The 20,861-nt window shown below is 47.6% G+C and carries 17 protein-coding genes; 6 read left to right on the top strand and 11 right to left on the bottom strand.

The window, feature by feature from the left end; genetic code table 11:
• Positions 1–38: 38 nt before the first annotated feature.
• The 5 genes from FGQ85_RS12100 (at position 39) to FGQ85_RS12080 (ending at position 6,832) form a co-directional block, all read left to right on the top strand.
• A complete protein-coding gene (locus FGQ85_RS12100; RefSeq protein WP_087168644.1) occupies positions 39–1,871 on the top strand; it encodes an NAD(P)-binding protein in 1,833 nt (610 codons plus the stop codon).
• A complete protein-coding gene (locus FGQ85_RS12095) occupies positions 1,865–3,604 on the top strand; it encodes a [FeFe] hydrogenase, group A (RefSeq protein WP_138373570.1) in 1,740 nt (579 codons plus the stop codon). Before FGQ85_RS12100 ends, FGQ85_RS12095 begins: the two co-directional genes overlap by 7 nt.
• Positions 3,605–3,696: 92 nt before the next feature.
• The gene (locus tag FGQ85_RS12090; protein ID WP_118636480.1) at positions 3,697–4,614 is read left to right on the top strand and encodes a diacylglycerol kinase family protein; all 918 of its coding nucleotides are present in this window, start codon (positions 3,697–3,699) and stop codon (positions 4,612–4,614) included.
• Between the two features lie 120 nt (positions 4,615–4,734).
• Positions 4,735–6,087, top strand: coding sequence for a DUF5067 domain-containing protein (locus tag FGQ85_RS12085; protein ID WP_087168647.1), 1,353 nt, complete (start codon positions 4,735–4,737; stop codon positions 6,085–6,087).
• Positions 6,088–6,133: 46 nt separating this feature from the next.
• Complete coding sequence (locus FGQ85_RS12080) at positions 6,134–6,832, top strand: phosphatase PAP2 family protein (RefSeq protein WP_087168648.1); 699 nt, start codon at positions 6,134–6,136, stop codon at positions 6,830–6,832.
• Positions 6,833–6,928: 96 nt separating this feature from the next.
• On the opposite strand, the gene FGQ85_RS12075 is transcribed toward FGQ85_RS12080, so the two are convergent.
• From FGQ85_RS12075 to FGQ85_RS12035, 9 genes are all read right to left on the bottom strand, one after another.
• Entirely contained in the window at positions 6,929–8,080 is a 1,152-nt protein-coding gene (locus FGQ85_RS12075; RefSeq protein WP_087168649.1) for a double-cubane-cluster-containing anaerobic reductase, read from the bottom strand.
• 103 nt (positions 8,081–8,183) lie between these two features.
• Positions 8,184–9,989 (bottom strand): A/G-specific adenine glycosylase, encoded by a 1,806-nt coding sequence (gene mutY / locus FGQ85_RS12070; protein WP_087168650.1) that lies wholly within the window; start codon positions 9,987–9,989, stop codon positions 8,184–8,186.
• Positions 9,986–10,402 (bottom strand): DUF3783 domain-containing protein, encoded by a 417-nt coding sequence (locus FGQ85_RS12065; protein ID WP_138373569.1) that lies wholly within the window; start codon positions 10,400–10,402, stop codon positions 9,986–9,988. Before FGQ85_RS12065 ends, mutY begins: the two co-directional genes overlap by 4 nt.
• 106 nt (positions 10,403–10,508) lie before the next feature.
• A complete protein-coding gene (gene xylB / locus FGQ85_RS12060; RefSeq protein ID WP_087168652.1) occupies positions 10,509–11,981 on the bottom strand; it encodes a xylulokinase in 1,473 nt (490 codons plus the stop codon).
• Between the two features lie 85 nt (positions 11,982–12,066).
• Positions 12,067–13,560, bottom strand: a complete 1,494-nt coding sequence (locus FGQ85_RS12055) for an L-fucose/L-arabinose isomerase family protein (RefSeq protein WP_243097618.1) — start codon at positions 13,558–13,560, stop codon at positions 12,067–12,069.
• Positions 13,561–13,638: 78 nt separating this feature from the next.
• The gene (locus tag FGQ85_RS12050; RefSeq protein WP_138373568.1) at positions 13,639–14,472 is read right to left on the bottom strand and encodes an AraC family transcriptional regulator; all 834 of its coding nucleotides are present in this window, start codon (positions 14,470–14,472) and stop codon (positions 13,639–13,641) included.
• A 102-nt stretch (positions 14,473–14,574) separates the two neighbouring features.
• A complete protein-coding gene (locus tag FGQ85_RS12045) occupies positions 14,575–15,387 on the bottom strand; it encodes an undecaprenyl-diphosphate phosphatase (protein ID WP_087168654.1) in 813 nt (270 codons plus the stop codon).
• Between the two features lie 14 nt (positions 15,388–15,401).
• Positions 15,402–16,232: a Cof-type HAD-IIB family hydrolase gene (locus tag FGQ85_RS12040; protein WP_138373567.1), complete on the bottom strand. Its 831-nt coding sequence runs from the start codon at positions 16,230–16,232 to the stop codon at positions 15,402–15,404.
• Positions 16,219–16,800 carry a hypothetical protein gene (locus FGQ85_RS12035; protein ID WP_138373566.1) on the bottom strand — a complete coding sequence of 194 codons (582 nt, stop codon included), beginning with the start codon at positions 16,798–16,800 and terminating at the stop codon, positions 16,219–16,221. Before FGQ85_RS12035 ends, FGQ85_RS12040 begins: the two co-directional genes overlap by 14 nt.
• Positions 16,801–16,928: 128 nt before the next feature.
• Between FGQ85_RS12035 and FGQ85_RS12030 the strand changes: the two genes are divergently transcribed.
• Complete coding sequence (locus tag FGQ85_RS12030; RefSeq protein WP_243128549.1) at positions 16,929–18,185, top strand: cell wall hydrolase; 1,257 nt, start codon at positions 16,929–16,931, stop codon at positions 18,183–18,185.
• Positions 18,186–18,309: 124 nt separating this feature from the next.
• On the opposite strand, the gene ftsH is transcribed toward FGQ85_RS12030, so the two are convergent.
• On the bottom strand, positions 18,310–20,154 hold the full coding sequence (ftsH, locus tag FGQ85_RS12025; protein WP_087254942.1) for an ATP-dependent zinc metalloprotease FtsH: 1,845 nt from the start codon (positions 20,152–20,154) through the stop codon (positions 18,310–18,312).
• Between the two features lie 107 nt (positions 20,155–20,261).
• On the bottom strand, positions 20,262–20,771 hold the full coding sequence (locus tag FGQ85_RS12020) for a GNAT family N-acetyltransferase (RefSeq protein WP_171027954.1): 510 nt from the start codon (positions 20,769–20,771) through the stop codon (positions 20,262–20,264).
• Between the last annotated feature and the right edge of the window lie 90 nt (positions 20,772–20,861).

Genomic DNA, 20,861 nt, shown 5'->3' with positions numbered 1-20,861 from the left:
TACGTGATTCGTAAAATGAAATTGTGAGGTGAAAAGATATGAGCAGACTAGAACTCCCTACCCCGAGCAAAGCGCAGCTGGTCGTTGAGGGATTATACAAAGATTTAGAGCGGCGGATTGAAGCAAGCCCGCCGGGACTCTGCCCTGTAGATATCTCGAGGGCGTTCCTCGAACTGTGCCATGCTCAGACATGCGGCAAATGTGTACCATGCCGCATTGGTCTTTTACAGTTGAAACATCTGATCACAGATGTTCTAAATGGAAAGGCTACAATGGAAACCCTTGACCTGATGGAGCGTACCGCCCGTTCAATTATGGAGACCGCGGACTGTGCCATCGGATATGAAGCTGCCAATATGGTTTATAAAGGCTTGATCGGTTATCGTGAAGACTATGAAGAGCATATCCGGAACGGACGTTGTACATGTACCTACAACCAGCCTGTTCCATGTGTTGCACTTTGTCCTGCCCACGTTGACATCCCGGGCTATATCGCTCTCGTACGCGAAGGGCGCTACGCCGATGCTATCCGGCTGATCCGGAAAGACAATCCGTTCCCGACCACGTGCGGATTTATCTGCGAACATCCGTGTGAGGCAAGATGCCGCCGTAATATGGTCGATGATGCTGTCAATATTCGCGGTTTGAAGCGGATGGCTGCGGACTATGCCGGAAAGGTACCTCCGCCGGAATGTGCTCCTTCCACCGGAAAGACTGTCGCAGTCATCGGAGGCGGCCCTGGAGGATTAAGTGCCGCATACTATCTGCAGCTTATGGGACATCAGGTAACTGTATATGAGATGCTTCCGGAACTTGGCGGTATGCTCCGTTATGGTATTCCAAACTACCGTCTTCCGAAAGACCGTCTCAACGAAGACATTCAGGCAATTCTTGATACCGGCGTCGAAGTAAAATACGGTCTCCGTATCGGGCAGGACATCACCGTACAGGAACTGCGCGCTTCCTACGATGCAGTCCTGATCACTATCGGAGCCAGCACAGATAAAAAACTCGGCATCGAAGGCGAGGACGCCGAGGGCGTAATGTCCGCAGTCCGTTTCCTCCGTGATGTAGGAAAAGGTATTAACCCGGACCTTACCGGACAGGAAGTTGCCATTGTCGGAGGCGGAAATGTGTCCATGGACGCTGTTCGTTCTGCTGTCAGACTTGGTGCGAAAAAAGTCAGCATCCTGTACCGCCGCCGTACCGCAGACATGACTGCGCTTCCGGCCGAAATTGAAGGTGCCATTGCAGAAGGCGTGGAAATCCGCACATTACGCGCTCCTTCCCGGATCGAGACGGATGAAAACGGACATATCCGCGGTATCTATGTGACACCGCAGATGATCAGCCAGATCAAAGGAGGACGCGCAAGTGTCAAACCGTCCGGACTTCCGGATGAGTTTGTTCCATGTACAACCCTGATCGTTGCCATTGGGCAGAACATTGAAACAGAACATTTTGAAAAAGCCGGGCTTCCTGTAGAAAGAGGAAAAATCATGGCTGAAAAATTCGGCGGATTCAGCAATCTTCCTGGAGTTTTTGCCGGCGGAGACTGCGCTACCGGTCCTGCTACCGTAATCCGCGCTATCGCGGCCGCAAAGGTTGTTGCCGCAAATATTGATGAATATCTGGGATACCATCACGAAATCACTTGTGATGTCGAGATTCCGGAGCCGAATCTGGATGACCGTGTACCGTGCGGACGTGTTGAGCTTCCTGAGCGGGAAGCCTGTGAGCGTATCCACGACTTTGACGGTGTAGAACAATGCATGACCTGTCAGGAAGCACAGCAGGAGGCAAACCGCTGCCTGCGCTGCGACCACTTTGGTTTTGGAATATTTAAAGGAGGCCGCGAGAAAGTATGGTAAATCTTAAAATCGACAATAAAGAAATCTGTGTACCGGAAGGTACCACGATTATGGATGCGGCAGCTCAAAACGGAATCATCATTCCGAAACTCTGTTATCTGAAAGATATCAACGAAATCGCTGCCTGCCGTGTCTGCGTAGTAGAAATGGAAGGTAAGGACCGCCTGATCACCTCCTGTAACAACACTGTTCAGGAAGGCATGGTTCTTTATACAAACAGCCCGAAGGTACGTGCGGACCGCCGTAATACCGTGCAGCTCATTCTTTCCCAGCATGACTGCAAATGCGCGACCTGTGTCCGCAGCGGCAACTGTTCTCTTCAGAAGATTGCCAACGACCTGAATATTCTGGAGCTTCCATTCGGCGAGCGTATCGAACGCCAGCCATGGAACAAGGATTTCCCGCTGATCCGGGATTCCGCAAAATGTATCAAATGTATGCGCTGTATCCAGATCTGTGACAAGGTTCAGAGCCTGCACATCTGGGATCTGGAAGGAACCGGCTCCCGCTCTACAGTCAATGTATCAGGCGGCCGTAAGATTGAAGAAGCAGACTGTTCCCTCTGCGGACAGTGTATTACTCATTGTCCGGTTGGTGCTCTGCGCGAGCGCGACGATACAGAAAAAGTCTGGGATGCAATTGCAGATAAAGACACAATCACAGTAGCACAGATCGCTCCGGCTGTCCGTACTGCATGGGGCGAGGCTCTTGGTCTTTCACGTGAAGATGCTACAGTCAACAAAATCGCTGATGCTCTTCACAAGATCGGAGTTGACTATGTGTTTGACACCAGCTTCTCCGCCGATCTTACGATCATGGAAGAGGGAAATGAATTTCTGGAACGTTTTACTAAAGGAGAGACGAAATTACGTCCGATGTTTACATCCTGCTGTCCTGGATGGATCCGTTTCATCAAATCCCAGTTCCCGCATCTGGTGCCTCAGCTTTCCACAGCCAAATCTCCTCAGCAGATGTTTGGCGCAGTGATGAAGACTTACTTTGCAGATTCCATCAATGTAAGTCCGGATCGTATTTTTACAATTTCCATCATGCCTTGCGTCGCGAAAAAAGGAGAGCGCAATATGGAGCTTTTCTATGAAGAATACGCCGGCCATGATACCGATGTGGTTCTGACCACACGTGAGCTGACGCGCATGATCCGTTCTGCCCACATTCCGCCGCATTCTCTTGAGAATCGGGAATTTGACAGACTGATGAAAGAATATACAGGCGCCGGCGTTATCTTTGGTGTAACAGGCGGTGTTATGGAAGCTGCTCTTCGTTCCGCTTACTATCTTGTAACCGGAAGAAATACGGATCCGGACGCATTTAAGGCTGTACGCAATGACGGAAAAGGCGTGAAATCAGCCGAAATCCAGATTGGCGATGCCGTTGTGAAAGCTGCTGTTGTAAGCGGACTTGGAAATACAAGACGTCTGCTGCAGCAGATCGAACGCGGAGAAGTCCATTATGATTTCGTGGAAGTCATGGCATGCCCTGGCGGCTGTGTAGGCGGAGGCGGACAGATCATCCACGATGGCGAAGAACTTGCCCACGAAAGAGGACAGAGCCTCTACTTCCTGGACAAGAATGCACCACTTCGTTTTTCCCACGAAAATCCTGATGTACAGAAGCTGTATGCGGACTTTATGGGACAGCCGCTGTCTCACCGTGCCCACCAGCTGTTACATACTGATCATCAGGCATGGGCGATGCCTCGTTCTGACAGATAATATGCACTGATTTTATTTCTGCCTTCGGAGATCCGGCTGTTTCTGACATTCTCCGAAGGCGGTTTTTATTTCAGAAAATTTCAGGAGGAATTATGTACACTTTTATCATCAATCCGCACTCCCGCTCTGGAAAAGGACTCACAATCTGGCACACCGTTGAGGCTCAGCTAGAACAGCGCCAAATCTGTTATACCGCCTTTTTCACAAAATATCAAAGGCAAGCCACCACATATGTCCGGAAGCTTACCTCCGACGGATCTTCCCGTGTTCTTGTGGTTCTCGGCGGAGACGGCACTTTGAATGAAGTCATTAACGGGATCTGCTTTCCGGAGCGGGTTACACTCGGTTATATCCCAACCGGCTCCAGCAACGATTTTGCCCGCAGCTTTGGTATCCCAAATGATCCTCTGCGCGCTCTGGAAATTATCCTGAATCCAGGACGGACCGTACACATGGACGTTGGAACCATGTCATACGAAGGGAAACACCGGCGTTTTGCAGTCAGTGCCGGCATAGGTTTCGATGCCGCAATCTGCCACGAAGCGGTTGTTTCAAAGTGGAAGCGGATACTGAACCGGATTCATCTCGGGAAATTTACCTATGCCGTCATTGCGCTTCACCGGCTTTTACTTACATCCACCTGCCCTTTCCATATCGTCCTTGATGATGAAAAAGAGGTGTCCTTTCCAAAAGGATGGTTTGCTGCAGTGATGAACCACCCTTGTGAAGGCGGCGGATTTTATTTTTGTCCTGATGCCCGGCCGGACGACGGACAACTTAATGTTCTGGTCGTATCCGGCCTGAAGGCTCCGGCTCTTCTTCTTACTCTTCCATTCGCGCTTTTCGGGAAACATACAAAATTTCACGGTGTCCATTTATTCCGCTGCAAAAAAGTTTCCATCCATACAGCCAGTGCCCTTCCCGTACATACAGACGGCGAACCTGTTTTTTTACAACGATGTTTTACAGCTTCTATCGAGGCCTGTCCTTTAAAAGTGATCGTATCTTAAAATATTTATAAAATATTCAATCTCTTTTCACAGAATTGTGGTATACTAAGATTTACTGATGGTATAATATAGTGACTGTCATCAGATGATGGACATACAAATGAAAAGGGGAGAAACGCTATGAAATGTCCGAAATGTGGTAATGAACTGCGGGAAAGCAAAAAAACTCCTGGCTATTTTTTATGTGATTCCTGCAAAAAGAAATTCAGCCAGGAAACTCTGGACCGGTTTCAGTCTGCCAGACCTGTCCGCAGGAAAAAACCTGCACCGGTAAAGCCGGAAGAGCCAGATGAAACAACTCAGACAGAAACTAACCAGACAGAAGAAATTCAGGCAGAAGAAGCTCAGACAAGCATGACTCCAGAAGAAAATGTTCAGGAAGAGCCGGTTCAGGCAGAAGCCGATCAAACAGAAACATCTCCGGAAGAACCTGAAGAAGAAACTGTTTCGGAAGAATCTATTCAGGAAGAATCTGTTCAGGAAGAATCTTCTGAAACAGAAACGGCAGAACCGGAAGGACAGACCTATTCCAACATCCCTCCGGAAGAGGTAAGGAATGAGCGTGAAAAAGAAATGAAGGCCAATTATGAGGCCATGCTGAATATAAAAGACGAAACTTCTGATGACTCGGAAGCTGATGATGTAATTCCGGTTTTCGGTGGTTTCCGTGTTCTGATTGGAATTGTATCGATCCTATGCGCCGCTTTTCTTGCTTACCAGGCTTATGATTCAGGTATCTTTACTACCTTTATACATACGCCGGGACTGACAGGAATTGCCGGTATGGTACTTGCAGTCTGCTTCCTGATCGGTGGTCTTGTGGTATTAATTACTCATCGCAGGAACAGCGTGCCGGCATTTATTGTACCTTGCATTTTTTATCTTGGAGGAGCCGTAGGAGGATTCTTTATCCCGGGTTCTGTCATGACTGTACAGATTCTGCTCTTTGTGTCTGCTTTGTTTGGAGCATTTCTGCTCTTTGCACTTGGCTGTGCCAAAGAGATCCATGTTGCCCTCCGGGTACTTGTTTTCATCGTTGCAGTTGCGGTTGCAGCCGGTGCCTACTATGCGGCTCAGTATGTGGTTCCGCAGAGTTCGGCAAGTTCCGGTAAAAATCTTCGTCTGACCACGGATGATTTTACCGTCTCATTTGAAAAATCTGATATCGGAACAGATTATGAGGGCGAACAGGCTCTTATGGTTTATTACACAATTACAAATAAAGGTTCCGAAACCCTGGTTCCATCTGTTGCCGTTACTTTCAAGGCACTGCAGGATGATACCACTCTGGATCCTACGATTGTCTCGGATGAACCACTGTCAGAAAATGAAAGCGCAGAAGTCAGTCAGGGCGACAGCGTGCGTGTGTGCACCTCCTTTATTCTTCTTGATCAGTCCGATGTGACTCTTCAGCTTTATGAAACTTTCGGTTCAAACAATAATATAGCTGAGACAACATTGAATCTGGATTAATCCGGTTCACTTACTTTCATCATTTTCGTTAAAAGGAGAAATTCGAATGTTTTCAAGAAGTAAATGCAAAGCTTTGATTTACCGATATAAACATGCCTGGGTATTTTTGTATATTTTTCTTTATTTACCCTGGTTTTACTATCTTGAGCAACACGTAACAGCAAATTCCGATTTTCACGTGATTCACGCAGCGGTCGATGACTATATTCCTTTTATAGAATATTTTATCGTCCCGTATCTTTTGTGGTTTGCGTTTATTGCGGTCACTTTTCTCTGGTTCTTCTTTCACGATGTATCCGGATTTTACAAAATGGCCGCTTTCCTTTTTACCGGAATGACCATATTTTTAATTATTTCGACCCTCTATCCAAACGGTCTTGATCTTCGCCCGGTTCAATTCGAGCGGGACAATATTTTTGTGGATATGGTCAAAACGCTGTACAAGGCAGACACTCCGACAAATGTTCTTCCAAGTATTCACGTATTTAACTCTATCGGTGTCTGCATTGCCATCTCACACAACAAAACACTTTCGAGCCGCAAGGTGATCCATTACGGATCTCTGGTTCTCGGAATATCCATCATCCTTGCCACGATGTTTTTAAAGCAGCATTCCGTAATCGATGTGACACTGGCAGGCTGCATGGCAACTCTGCTTTATCCAGTCGTATACGTCAGAGAATCCAGAAAGGTATTCCGCCCGAAAGTCACAAAGCATTCTGTTAAAAAAGCCATGGGTGATTAATAAACCCGAAATAAAAATATCCCCTTTGGAGTCCATGCGGTAAGGCACGGATCCTGAAGGGGATAGTTTATTTGGGTTCTCTTTCCGATTCCTGTTTTAAAGCATTTCAATAAACGCAGCGATACGCGTGTTGAGCTGTCCGATGTCTGCCTGAGAATAGTCTGTCTCAACGCTGATGTACGGTTTTCCTTTTTCCTCATTTACGAATCTGCGGATTCCAAGACTCTCTACATTGTATGTATGGCATGCCTGAAGAATCATCTCTACCACTCCGTCTACCTGATACTCGTCCATCAGTCTTCCAAGGAGTTCCAGACGGTTCGGGTTCGGTGTCATGACAGAGCATCCGATGCTTAAATATCTCTCAGCGATTGCCTGATAGATATCGTCTGTATCTTCATCCACAAGCTTGTCAATGGATTTTGCTCCGGAACAGTTTTCAAAAGTAACAACGATTCCGCCGTTGTCCTCGATGGCTTTGATCACTTTCTCTGTCGCTCCGCCGATCGGGCATCCTGTCACAAGAATACGAGGCTTCTTTTCTTCCATCTTTCCTTCTGCGTATTCCTTTTCGATCTTGTCAGCGATCGCATTCACTTCTGCCGGAATCTTGGATCTGTCCGGTTTGAATGTACTTCCGTATAACACTTTAAACAGATCCTGTCCTTTCATCGGAGCCGGATCCAGTTTCATCAGCTCATACAGACGCTTCAGTGCCACTCTTCCTTCATTCTGCACTCTGACAGCATCTCTGATCTGCTCTTCCGTGATTGTCACTTCAAACTTCTGCTCCAGATATTCTTTGAAGCGGATGATTTCATTTTTCCAGAGCTGAAGTCCGTCCTCTGTCTGTCGGTTCGGAAGCTCCATTGTGAAGACATCCTTGAACTGGCTTAAGTATTCGTACATCTTCTTTTTCCCGTCACAGGTTGTCTCTCCTACAACCAGATCGGAAAAATAGAAAAACGGGCACTTCTTTGTTGCCGCAAAGCCGTAGCTGGATTTGATCAGCGGGCACAGGTTCTTTGGCAGATCCTTCTCAGCCGCCGGAATCGTCTCGTCGGATGTGGAGCAAAGACTCACTGTAGCTGCTCCCATTGCCATCGCGATTTCCTGTGGAAAATATGTACAGAATGTGCCTACAATCGGCACGCCCTTGTCTTTTAACTCCTTAATGCCCAGAAATGACTGTTGTCTCTGTTCAGCAAATTCTTCAAATACATCTGGTAATTCTTTAATCAGTTCCATTTTTTTCCTCCTGTCTTCGCCTATCTACCTTATATGGTAACATTTTCTGACAGGATGGGGCTAATTGATATTTGTCATGTATCTATAGTTTTATTATGTTTTTCTATAGGTTTTCCTGCTCATATTTTTCCTGCCCGATCAGAATGCCGATCTGGTCTGTATAGGCTTCAAATGCTGCCGGAACAGGGTATTCTTTCTGAATTTCTTCCGGATGCGCAAAAACCAGATTCTTTGCGGATATTTTCTCCAGCTCGTCCACTCTCACCGCATATCCGGTCATGTGCCACTCCACATGGCTGAAAATATGTTTTGCCTCTCCAATGTTTTGAATCCGAAGCGGTGAAAGTCCAAGCTCCGCAATATGATGGATTGCTTCCTCCTGAGTCAGTTTTCCTTTTACATTCGGGAACTCATAGAGTCCTGCCAGCAGGCCGGATGACGGACGTTTATGAAGAGCAATGTTCTCCCCGTCTTTTAGTATAAAGACGGTTTTCTCCTCAATCCTTCTTGCTTTCGCCTTTTTCTTAACAGGGTAGGAAAGCTCTGCTCCTCTCTGATGCGCCAGACAGAACTCCTCTACCGGACATTTACTGCATTTCGGCTCCCCGTTCGGGACACAGACGATGGCACCCAGCTCAATCAGGCCCTGGTTAAAATCGCTTGCCGCATCTGCGGGAATAATTTCTTCCAGCAGTCCTTCCATCCGCTTTTTGACGGAGGCTTTCATAATATCCTCTCCATCCGCCAGAATCCTGGTCAGGACACGGAGGACATTTCCGTCTACCGCAGGCTTTGGAATTCCATATGCGATGGAACTGATGGCTCCTGCCGTATAGCTGCCGATTCCGGAAAGAGAAAGAATCTGGTCATAATCTGCCGGCATTTCCCCTTCATAGAGCTCCACGATCTGTCTGGCCGCTTTCTGCATATTACGCACACGATTGTAATACCCAAGTCCTTCCCACAGTTTCAGAAGCTTCTCCTCCGGCGCGTCCGCCAGATCCTGTATGGTCGGCAATGCGTCAAGGAAACGGGCATAAAACGGCTTTACTGCCTCTACCCTCGTCTGCTGCAGCATGATTTCAGATACCCACACATGGTAGGCTGTCGCATCCTTTCTCCACGGCAGATCCCGCTGCTCCTTCCGAAACCATGCAGTCAACGGCTCCGGCAGATGTTTTAGACGCTCCTGCGGTTTCTCTTCTTCCATCTCCTCCGGGAACCGGACCGGGATCTCCTGATCGATCCGGATCTCATCTTCTGTGACAATGCAGTCCCTTGCAATCAGGTGCACGCCCTTTTCCCTCGCTTTCCACAGTGCCCGTGCAAATTCCGGATGAGTATCCACATTCGGCAGGATCTCTTTCACACCTTTCATCTGAATCACGAAAAAAACATAAGCATCCCATCCTTCATCCACAGCACGCATCAGTTCTTCCAGATGCTTCACCGCCCGTTCGCTTGGCGCATCCGGGAATTTCGCTGTCTCTCCTTCTTTCAGGGTGACTCCTTTGACTTCAATCAGGATCTTCTTCTCTCTGGTCTCCACGCAGAAATCAATTCTGGAATTTCCATACTGATATTCCGGCTTGATCCGCACCATATCCGCGAAAAGGTTTCCTTCCCGGATCCACTCTCCCGCTGCCTTGTTCGGCACCTGAGAGTCCATGTTGATGATCTGACCGTCCTTTTTCACCGCGATCAGATCCCATTTCGTCTTCCGGTTCGGATTGTCCGAATGCTGCACGTACACTTCCGCATTCGGAAGCAGCAGCTCCCGGCATCGTCCTGTATTTTTGACGTGAACTGTCTCTGTCACTTCCTCCTGTCCCCTGATGCCGTTGACATAGGCAATAAACCGGTTCGGCCTCTCAAGAAAGACCGCCTTTTCTATCCCTGTATATTTCATGCGTTCTCCTCCGGACTGCTGCCTTCGTGAGCCTGCTGTCCTTTCTGGATCGCCTGATGCTCCTTGTCCAGCTCCTCATACAGTTCGATTGTGTTCCAGTATACATTCGTCGGTGTCAGAATCGCCTTGTGATCCACCTTTTTGATACCGTTTTTACGCATCTCAGCCAGCATCCTCTGAAGCTTCGCATCCGGCACGCCGGCAAACACCAGAATCTCATGCTCCGGAGCTTCTCCCTGAAATACTTCGTCTGACGGTTCAATTCCTTCCACTCCCGCCAGATATCCGAGCGGCTGAAGGAAATCCTTCTCTTCTACCATCCGGATTTTCAATTTCAACAGAAAGGCCGTCATCTGAATCCCTTTCATCTGTTTTTTATCTTTGAAATTCATTAATAAAATCGATTCTCTCATTATGATCTCCTTCTTTTTTTCTGTCCCTCTTACAGTAACACGAATCGGAAAAAGAAACAAGAAGCAGCCGCTTCCATCTATAGAAACGACTGCCTCTCCTTTTCATTTAAGATACAATCTTACGAAATACCGGTTTCAATGCAGGGTAAATTTTCCGGAATTTCTGATAACATTCCTCATACTTCTCTGTCAGATCCTCATCCGGCTCCACGGTTTCCACCACTTTTACGAGTTTCGCGGCCGCTTCCTCAACACTTTCAAACTCACCGCATCCGACTGCCGCCAGAATTGCTCCTCCAAGCGCCGGCCCCTCCTCGCTTTCAATCACATCCACTTTCAGATTCATGATGTTGGCTACCATCTTTTTCCAGAGCAGGCTTTTTGCCCCGCCTCCGCAGATTTTCGTCCGTTCAATCTGAATTCCAAGATTTCTCGCCACTTCCAGAGAATCCCGCAGTCCGAATACAACACCTTCCAGTACCGCCTGCGTCATCTCTTCTCTCGTCGTGTCCATCGTCATCCCTGTAAATGTTGCCCGTGCCATCGGGTCATTGTGCGGGGAACGCTCTCCCATGAGATACGGAAGATAGAACACCTGATTTTCTCCCAGCTTTACGATCTTTTCCTGCTCTTTTGTAAACTCCGATGTTCCAAGAATATCTTGCATCCACCATTTATTACAGGATGCCGCGCTGAGCATGCAGCCCATCAAATGATAGTATCCATCCGCATGGGCAAAGGAGTGAAGCGCATTATACCGGTCTACCTGAAACTTCCGGCTGGAAATAAAGATGGTACCGCTCGTTCCGAGGGAAATATTGCACATTCCCTCGCCGACAGTTCCGGTTCCCACAGCCGCAGCCGCATTATCCCCGGCTCCCGCAATGATTTTCACGCTCTCCGGCAGTCCGAGTTTTTTAGCCTCCGCCTTTTTCAAAGTGCCGACCACATCATAGCTTTCATAAAGATCCGGCAGCTGCTCCCTGCTGATTCCGCAGATTTCCATCATCTCTTTGGACCAGCACTTGTTCTTCACATCCATCAGAAGCATACCGGACGCATCCGAATAGTCGCTGCAAAACGTCCCGGACAGCCGGTACGCAAGGTAATCTTTCGGAAGCATGATTTTCCTGATCCGCGCAAACTTCTCCGGCTCATTTTCTTTCATCCAGAGAATTTTAGGCGCTGTAAATCCCGTAAACGCAATGTTGGCCGTATATGCAGACAGCTTTTCCCGTCCGATCACTTCATTTAAATAATCCGTCTCCTTTGTCGAACGGCCGTCATTCCAGAGGATCGCCGGACGGATTACCTCATCCTTCTCATCCAGCACGACCAGACCATGCATCTGTCCACCAAAACTGATCCCTGCCACTTCCGACCTGTCCACATCTTTAGTCAGCTCCCGGATTCCCTCAATACTCTTCTCGTACCAGTCTTCTGGATTCTGCTCCGACCAGCCCGGATGCGGAAAGGAAATCGGGTATTCTCTGGAAACAATCTTCCGGATCTCTCCCTGTCCGTCCATCAGCAAAAGCTTCACCGCCGATGTTCCAAGATCCACACCAAGATATAACATAGGCTCTGCCCTCCTTTTTCTCTTCCCATTTTCATTGGGGACGTGTTCCGGTGCATCGGAACACGTCCCCGTTGAACAAATATGTTTAAGCGAATGGGTTTTCTGTTCTGTATCTTACGCCTTTTGGCTGGTTGTAGCCTATTTCGTCAACGTCGACACCGATGTATTTGAATACTTCGTACAGTTCTTTTCCGTAGTGTCCGAATGCGACTGCGCCGTGGTGCGGGTAGTTGCCTTCGATGAGAACGTGGCGGTAGAATCTTCCCATTTCCGGAATTGCGAAGATTCCAATGGATCCGAAGGATCTGGTTGCCACCGGAAGAACTTCTCCCTGAGCAATGTATGCGCGCAGTTTGTTGTCTGCGGTGCTCTGGAGACGGTAGAATGTAATGTCTCCAGGTACGATGTCTCCTTCGAGTGTTCCCTGTGTCACTTCTTCCGGAAGGGTTCTTGCCATAATCATCTGATATTTCATCTCGCAGGAGGTGAGTTTTCCGGATGCGGTGTTGCCACAGTGGAATCCCATGAATGTATCTTTCAGTGTATAGTCGTATTTTCCTTTGATGTCTGCTTCGTACAGATCTTTTGGTACGGTGTTGTTGATGTCAAGCAGCGTTACGGCATCCTGGCTTACGACGGTTCCGATGAATTCGCTGAGTGCTCCGTAAATATCAACTTCACATGATACCGGGATGCCCTGTGCGGTCAGACGGCTGTTGACGTAGCATGGCACAAAACCGAACTGTGTCTGGAATGCCGGCCAGCATTTTCCTGCAATGGTCACGTATTTTCTGTATCCTTTGTGATCCCGGATCCAGTCTTTTAATGTCAGTTCATACTGTGCAAGTCTGGTGAGGATTTCCGGTTTCTTGTTGCCTGCTCCGAGTTCTTCTTCCATTTCTTTTACAATGGCCGGAATCCGTTCGTCTCCCGCATGTTTGTTGAATGCTTCAAACAGATCCAGTTCGGAGTTTTCCTCGATCTCCACACCGAGGTTATAAAGCTGTTTGATCGGTGCGTTACATGCAAGGAAATTTAACGGGCGTGGTCCAAAGCTGATGATCTTCAGATCCTGAAGGGCAATCACAGCTCTTGCAATCGGCAGGAATTCGTGGATCATATCCGCGCAGTCCTCTGCATCGCCTACCGGGTACTCCGGAATATAAGCCTTGATATTGCGAAGTGCCAGGTTATAGCTTGCATTCAGCATTCCGCAGTATGCGTCTCCTCTTCCCTGGCAGAGATCATCTCCGGTTTCCTCTGCTGCCGCCACGAACATTTTCGGTCCGTCGAAGTGTTTTGCAAGCAGGGTCTCGGAGATTTCCGGTCCAAAGTTTCCAAGGTATACGCAAAGCGCATTGCATCCTGCTTTTTTAATATCCTCCAGTGCCTGTACCATATGGATTTCACTTTCCACGATGCACACCGGACATTCATAAATATCTTCCGCATCATATTTTGCCGAGTAGGCTTTTACAAGGTTTTCCCTTCTTGTCACGGAAAGGCTCTCCGGAAAGCAGTCTCTGCTCACCGCAACGATTCCTAATTTTACTTTTGGCATATTCATTTCCAGACTCATCTTTTCTTCCTCCTGAATTTCGGCTCTGTTAAAATGATTATAGCAGTTCTTTTTTGTCCTTATCCACCAATAATTTAGCTAATCCATGGCACTTTTTTGTCTTTTTCGGTATTCGCTCGGAAGAATCCCGTACTTCTTCCTGAATTCCCTTGTAAATGCCTTCTGATTCGGGAAGCCGTGATTCATGGCGATCTCCCCGATGGTGTGATCCGTGTTGGCAAGTTCCTGAAAACCGTACTCTACCCGGACATCCTGGAGGAAAGTCTTATAATTTGTCCTGGCATATTTCTGGAACATGCGGGAAAGGTAGGACGGCGAGTAGCCGAAAATCTCTGCCACCGTCTCCAGGGACAGGTCTTTTGTATAATTATCCCGGATATATCCGGTAATCATGGAAAGCCGGTTCAGCTTCCGGTAATGCCGGATCTCCTCCGGAAGAATCTCCTGTTTCCGGTACTTTGTGACCAGCAGATAAATCAGCATGAAAAAATCGCTCTGCACCTTCCACTCGTATCCGGTCTCCCTTGTCTGAATATCCCGGTACATGCTCTCCATCAGCTCCATGATCTTCTGATCCTGCATTCTCGGACTGTGGGTAAAGAGAATCATTCCATCCTGAGCATAATAATTCCGAAATACATTCATGGGAATCTGAAGAACAATCGTATGATTTGGAAGGGGTGATACAACCGAATGAATCTCGTTGGAATTCAGAAGAATAAATTCTCCCGGTTTCAGCGGATACTTCTCCTCATTGATAAAAAAGGTCAGCGTCCCTTCAAACACTGCAAAAATCTCGATGGAGCGGTGCCAGTGTTTCTCCCGCACATAATGTCCGTCTTTCCCTTCAAACCGGAACAGTTTAAACGGAAAGCCTTCATTTGGAATAATCAGTTCATGCTCATATCCCATAAAGTTTCTTCTCCCTTTCTCTCCATGTATCCTGTCAAAACTACGAAAGTGGATTCCATGCCCGGCGCATCAAATCCACTTTCTCCGTCTCGCATTATGATTTTAAGTAAAAATCAGGAAATATCCCAGCACAACGACACCCAGAATAATCCGGTAGTATCCGAACACGGTAAAGTCGTGCTTCTTAATGTATCCCATGAGGAATTTGATCGCAAAGACTGAAACGAGGAACGATACGACACATCCTGTCAGCAGAACCGCAATCTCATGTCCCGTATAATTGAATCCGAATTTGATCAGTTTCAGTCCGCTTGCCGCTACCATGGTCGGAATCGCAAGGAAGAAGGTAAACTCCGCTGCCACCGGTCTTGCCACACCGATCAAAAGGGCTCCCACGATTGTCGCACCGGAACGTGACGTACCCGGAACCATCGCAAGTACCTGGAAGCATCCGATTCCAAATGCGGTCCAGTAGGTGAGCTCTTTCAGCTTTGTCACTCCCGGTTTCCTGTGTTTGTTCCACTTTTCAATAACGATAAAAAGTACACCGTAGATAATAAGCATCAGGGAAATCACAACATAGTTGGACAGCTTTTCATCCACAATGTCATCGATGAACAGTCCGACTGCTGACGGAATGCACGCAACCGCCACCTTCATCCAAAGCTCTATCGTGTTCCACCGCTGTTTCGGCGTCTTCCGTGATGAAAACGGATTCAACTTGTGAAAATACAAAACAATGACTGCAATCACCGACGCCAGCTGAATCACCACTTTAAACATATTTACAAATTCATTGCTGACACTCATATGCAGAAACTCTTCTGCCAGAAGCAGATGTCCGGTACTGCTGATCGGCAGCCACTCGGTAATTCCCTGTATGATTCCAAGTATAATCGAAATAATAATGTCCAATCTCTGAACCTCCCCTACCTCAGTACAAACTTCTCTATTGCCTTTGCCACGCCGTTCTCTTCGTTGGTAAGCGTAATATAATCCGCATGCTTTTTGACTTCCTCATGGCCGTTTGCCATGGCAACGCCGAATCCCACTGTCTGAAGCATCACCAGGTCATTGAGTCCGTCCCCGCAGGCCATAATCTCATCTTTTGTAATTCCAAGAAGCTTTCCAAGCTCCAGAAGCCCGTTCCCTTTATTGACACCTGCCGCATTGACTTCGACATTATTGACCAAAGCTCCGGTAACAGCAAGATTTGTCGTCTCTTTCAGCCGTCTCATTGCCTTTTTTCGCTCATCCAGATCTGCAAACACAGCCTGGATCTTATCCATTCCAAAGGAAAACTCCTTCATCTTGTCCCTGACATTGTCCACCCGTTTTCTCGTCTTCCTGATGTACTCACGCATGCCCGTCTCGGGATAATATTTTTCCACCTGTTCAATCGCGGCACGATTCGCGTATCCGACCCCGTCATAATAGACATCTCTCAGTGTGTCGTATTCTTCAAATATGTCCAACACTCTGGATGCATCTTCGTTGGACAAAAGATGCGAAAAAAGAAGCTTCTCTCCATCTTTTCTGTCATAGATTCTGGCTCCGTTTGCAGTCAGAATATACCGCATCCCCGGAAACTCTCTCATAAACTCCGGCACTCCGGACAGTGGCCGTCCGGTTGCCACAAGGACCGTTACTCCCTGACGGATCGCCTCTTTGAGTACTTCTTCTGAATATTTCGTCACCTTTTTCTCACTGTTGAGCAGCGTACCGTCCAGATCCAGCCCGATCATCTTAATCTCTCTCATAACCTGTCAGTTCCTTTCTTTCTCTGGAATATTGATACAGCCGCTTTGTCAGCCTGTGCTCACTCTGCAGCCATCCCTGCTCCCCAAACTGAATCATGGACTGCACGGTCTTTCTATCCGACTTTGGCGCAAATAAAAGCAGATCCCTGGAAGGTGCCATGATCACCACATCATCCTGCAGCTTTTCCGTACAGACTTCCCAGACGTGACGCAGACACAGCGCACTTGCCTCGTGTACTCCGTCCGCAATCACGCCGAATCCTCCAAACAGGGTATTGGAAAAGACAAACTCCACATCCCTTGCCAGATTCTCGCAGGCAGTCCGGTAAATCTCTTCCGGTGTCATCCCTTCCGGGAGCATCGTATCTTTCAAAATTTCAAAAACCTCTTCTTCTTTCTGTATTACAAATACCGTCATCAGACCGTCCACAAAAGACAGAAGCGGGGTGTCTTCCGGCGAACAGCCCTCTTTCTCCCATCCGGCCGCATCCCCCGGGATTTCCCGCACCCATGGATAAATCCGGAGCCTGTATTCTTCAAACTCTGCTTCTTTTGTCCTGCTTCCCATTTTCGTTATCCTTTCTTCATAAATGACTCTTGGCCTACATAATTATTTATATTCTATCAAAATTTGATTAATTCCGCAATTTATAGTATACTCTATCTGTATTTAATTTTACGAAAGGATTCGGTATGATGAAAGCAAAACTTAAACCTTTACTGCGTGCATGTACTGCTTTTACCTGTGCCGCCGTTCTGATGGCTTCCCCTGTTCTTGTATATGCAGAGGATTCCGTAGCTGATCTGGAAAAGGAAACACAGGATCTCCAGTCCGAATTACAGGATTTGAATGAGCAGCTTTCTTCTATCAGCGGGGAAATCACCTCCCTTGCCGCGAAGATTGAAAGCACGAATAAAGAAGCCGAGCAGACAGAGCTTGATCTGGCTACCGCACAGGTGAATGAAGATCTGCAGTATCAGTCGATGAAGAAACGTATTCAGTACATATATGAAAGCGGGAATGTTTCTTTTCTCGAAATTCTTCTTACTTCAGACAGCATGGGCGAATTTCTGAACCGTGTGGACTTTGTATCAAGCGTTACGGAATACGACCGTAAAATGCTCAAGCAGCTGCAGGATCTTCGTCAGGATATCGATCAAAAAGAGAAAAATCTGAAGAAACAAAAAGAAGAACTGGATGCCATGAAACAGCAGATGACATCCAAGCAGGCTGAATTGAATTCCCGGATTGAATCAACCAACGGACAGCTTACTGCTTCTTCCCAGGCACTTGCTGCTGCAAAGGCCGCTGAAGAAGCTGCAAAAAAAGCACTGGAAACGACAACAGACTCTTACAATGCAGCCGGTACGAGTGAACTCGAATCAGATACTTCTTCTGACAAAGACTCCGGCAAAAGCGAATCATCTTCTGACAATAAGCAGGAGGCATCTGCTCAGAAACCTGCGGATACCCAGAAGCCTTCCGGCGGAAATTCCTCCGGCAGCTCAAATAACAGCAGCAATAACAATAATAACAATACGTCTAATTCAGGAAATCAGAAGCCGCCGGCCGATAATTCAACTACCCAGAAGCCTTCTGCTCCTGCCGAAACAAGCGACCTCGTTCTGTTTGCGGCAATTCTGGAATGCGAGGCAGGCGGAAGCGGATACGACGGGCTTCTCGCTGTTGCTACCGTCATTATGAACCGTGTAGAGAGTCCAAGATATCCTAATACATTAAAAGGCGTCATTTATCAGAGCGGACAGTTTTCCCCGACCTGGAACGGAAGTCTCAGTAAAGTTCTGAACCGGGGGCCAAGCTCCATCTGTTATCAGGTAGCACGAGATGCCCTCAACGGCAAACGGCTTGCATCTGTCAGCGGATGTTATCAGTTCCGCGCCGCATCTACCGGTCACAGTGGAACTGTCGTAGGAGGAAATGTATTTTTCTAATAAGTTTCTGACAACACATCCTTGCTGACCCGGCATTACGCCGGCAGATTTTTAATAATTTGCATATGAAAACGCTATGCAGATCAGGATCTCTCCCGATTTCTGCATAGCGTTTCTTTTTTCTTTATTCCTGCACCGGACCTCCTGCCTGTTCCGGTCTGCGATTCAGTATTTCCATAAACTCATCGCCGGTGATGGTTTCGTGTTCATAGAGATATTTTGCAATATCATGAAGCTTCATGATATTCTCCTCCAGAATTCTTCTTGCTTTCTCATGCTGTGTCCGTACAAGTTCAACTACCTTTTTATCAATGTAGGATGCTGTCTCATCGGAGCAGGCAAGGGATGCGTCTCCACCCAGATACTGGTTGCTGATATGCTGAAGAGCCACCATATCAAACTCATCTGACATACCATACTGAGTAATCATTGCTCTTGCAAGCTTTGTCGCCTGTTCAATATCATTGGACGCTCCTGTGGAGCTGGAGTGGAAAATCAGCTCTTCCGCCGCACGTCCTCCTGTGAAGGTTGCGATTTTATTTTCCAGTTCCTCTTTTGACATCAGGAAATGCTCTTTCTCATCCACCTGCATCGTATATCCAAGCGCACCGCTTGTCCTTGGAATAATCGTGATCTTCTGAACCGGCGCGGAATGGGTCTGCAACGCGGCCACCAGAGCATGTCCTACCTCGTGGTATGCCACCTGCAGCTTCTCCTTGTTGGACAGCACACGGGTCTTCTTCTCATATCCTGCGATAACTACTTCCACGCTCGCTTCCATGTCGGCCTGGGTCGCAAATTTCCTGTGCTCTCTTACCGCCTTTAAAGCAGCCTCATTGACAATATTGGCAAGCTCCGCACCGGAAGCACCTGCTGTCATCTTGGCAATCTCGTTAAAGTCCACATTATCAGCGATCTTGATCTTCTTTGCATGGACTCTCAGAATATCCGCTCTTCCCTGCATATCCGGAAGCTCAACCGGAATCCTCCGGTCAAAACGCCCCGGTCTTAACAGCGCCGGGTCCAGAGAATCCGGACGGTTCGTTGCCGCCAGAATCACAACACCTTTGGAACCGTCAAAACCATCCATCTCTGTCAGAAGCTGGTTCAGCGTCTGTTCCCGTTCGTCATTGCCGCCAATCTGTCCGTCCCTCTTTTTACCGATGGTATCGATCTCATCAATGAAGACGATACACGGCGCCTTCTCGTTCGCCTGTTTGAAGAGGTCACGCACTTTGGCAGCGCCCATTCCGACAAACATCTCTACGAACTCTGATCCTGAAATGGAGAAGAACGGAACATTTGCCTCTCCGGCTACTGCCTTGGCAAGCAGCGTCTTACCGGTACCAGGAGGGCCTACGAGAAGGGCTCCTTTCGGCATGGAAGCACCGATCTCTCTGTATCTTGCCGGATTATGAAGGAAATCAACGATCTCACTTAAAAGCTCCTTGGCCTCCTCCTCACCTGCCACATCCGAAAAGTGAATTCCGGAGTCGGACTGAACATAAATCTTGGCATTGCTCTTTCCCATTCCGAACGCCATGGAATTCGGCCCGCCCATCTTGCTTGCCATTTTTTTCGAAAGCCAGTTCCCGATAAACAGAAAGATGGCAATCGGAATAACGTAGGAAAGCAACAGGCTCATCCATACCGGCATCTGCTCTTCGATATTCTGGGAGAATTTCGCTCCCGCATCATGAAGACGCTCCACCAGTCCGGGATCATTCATCACACCGGTCTTGTAGACATGTTCCTGATTCTTGTCCGTAAAAACGATTTCTGTATCCTGAACCTCCACAAGTCCAATCTCTTTATTTTCTGTCATCGTCATAAATGTGCCGTAATCGACTTCTTCCGTCCTCTGCTCCAGTATGTTCGGGAACAACAGCCCGTTCAGCAGAAGGATGACTACCGCAACCACGAGCGCATATATGATAAAAGGTTTTCTAGGTGATTTAACTTCTTTCATTGCGTATCTCCCTTCATTTTCTTGTTTTAGTATAGCATGGCGTCTGTGTAGAAACCATGGAAGAAATCTAAAGCTTTTCTAAAAAAAGTATATACTTTCTTACCACTTTATAACAACTTTTCATAGGCATAGCGCAGATCTCCGGTTACAAGCCAGATCCATCCACAGTAGGAAAAACCGTTCTTTTTCAACCAGTTCTGCATGATCCGGTTGTCCGGATGCGTATCAATCCGAATACTCCCGGCTCCATGTTCTCTGCCCAGATCCTCGGCTTTTTTCAAAAAACTGCCGGCTGTTCCGCGCCTTTTGTAATCGCTGTGTGTCGCGATTCTGTGAATGACGACATAGTCCGCATCCGGTCCCGTCAGCCATTCTCCTTTCTCTATCTTTTCATATGTACTCTCTCCTTCAGGAGAAAGCACCGCTGTACCGATCAGTCTCCCCTCTTCTTCTGCCACGTAGCTCTGTCTCTTCCGGATATCTCCCAGAAGAACTTCTTTGTTTGGATAGCCATCCTGCCACTGATTGATCCCGCTCTCTTTAAAAAGCTTCTGGGCCATCCTGATAATTTCCATGACCTGTTTCAGATCCTCCTTTTTTGTTTCTCTGATTACCATATTTCGTCCCCCTTTTGTGTCTTTCCATTTTATCACGTTTTTCCTCCGGATAAAACCAGTCTTTCTAAAGGTCCCGGCCGAAATAAATAC

This window comes from Pseudoflavonifractor sp. BSD2780061688st1 E11, from assembly GCF_005844125.1.
GTDB classification, from domain to species: Bacteria; Bacillota; Clostridia; order Lachnospirales; family Lachnospiraceae; genus Sellimonas; species Sellimonas catena.
This window is presented reverse-complemented; position numbering and strand designations above follow the sequence as displayed.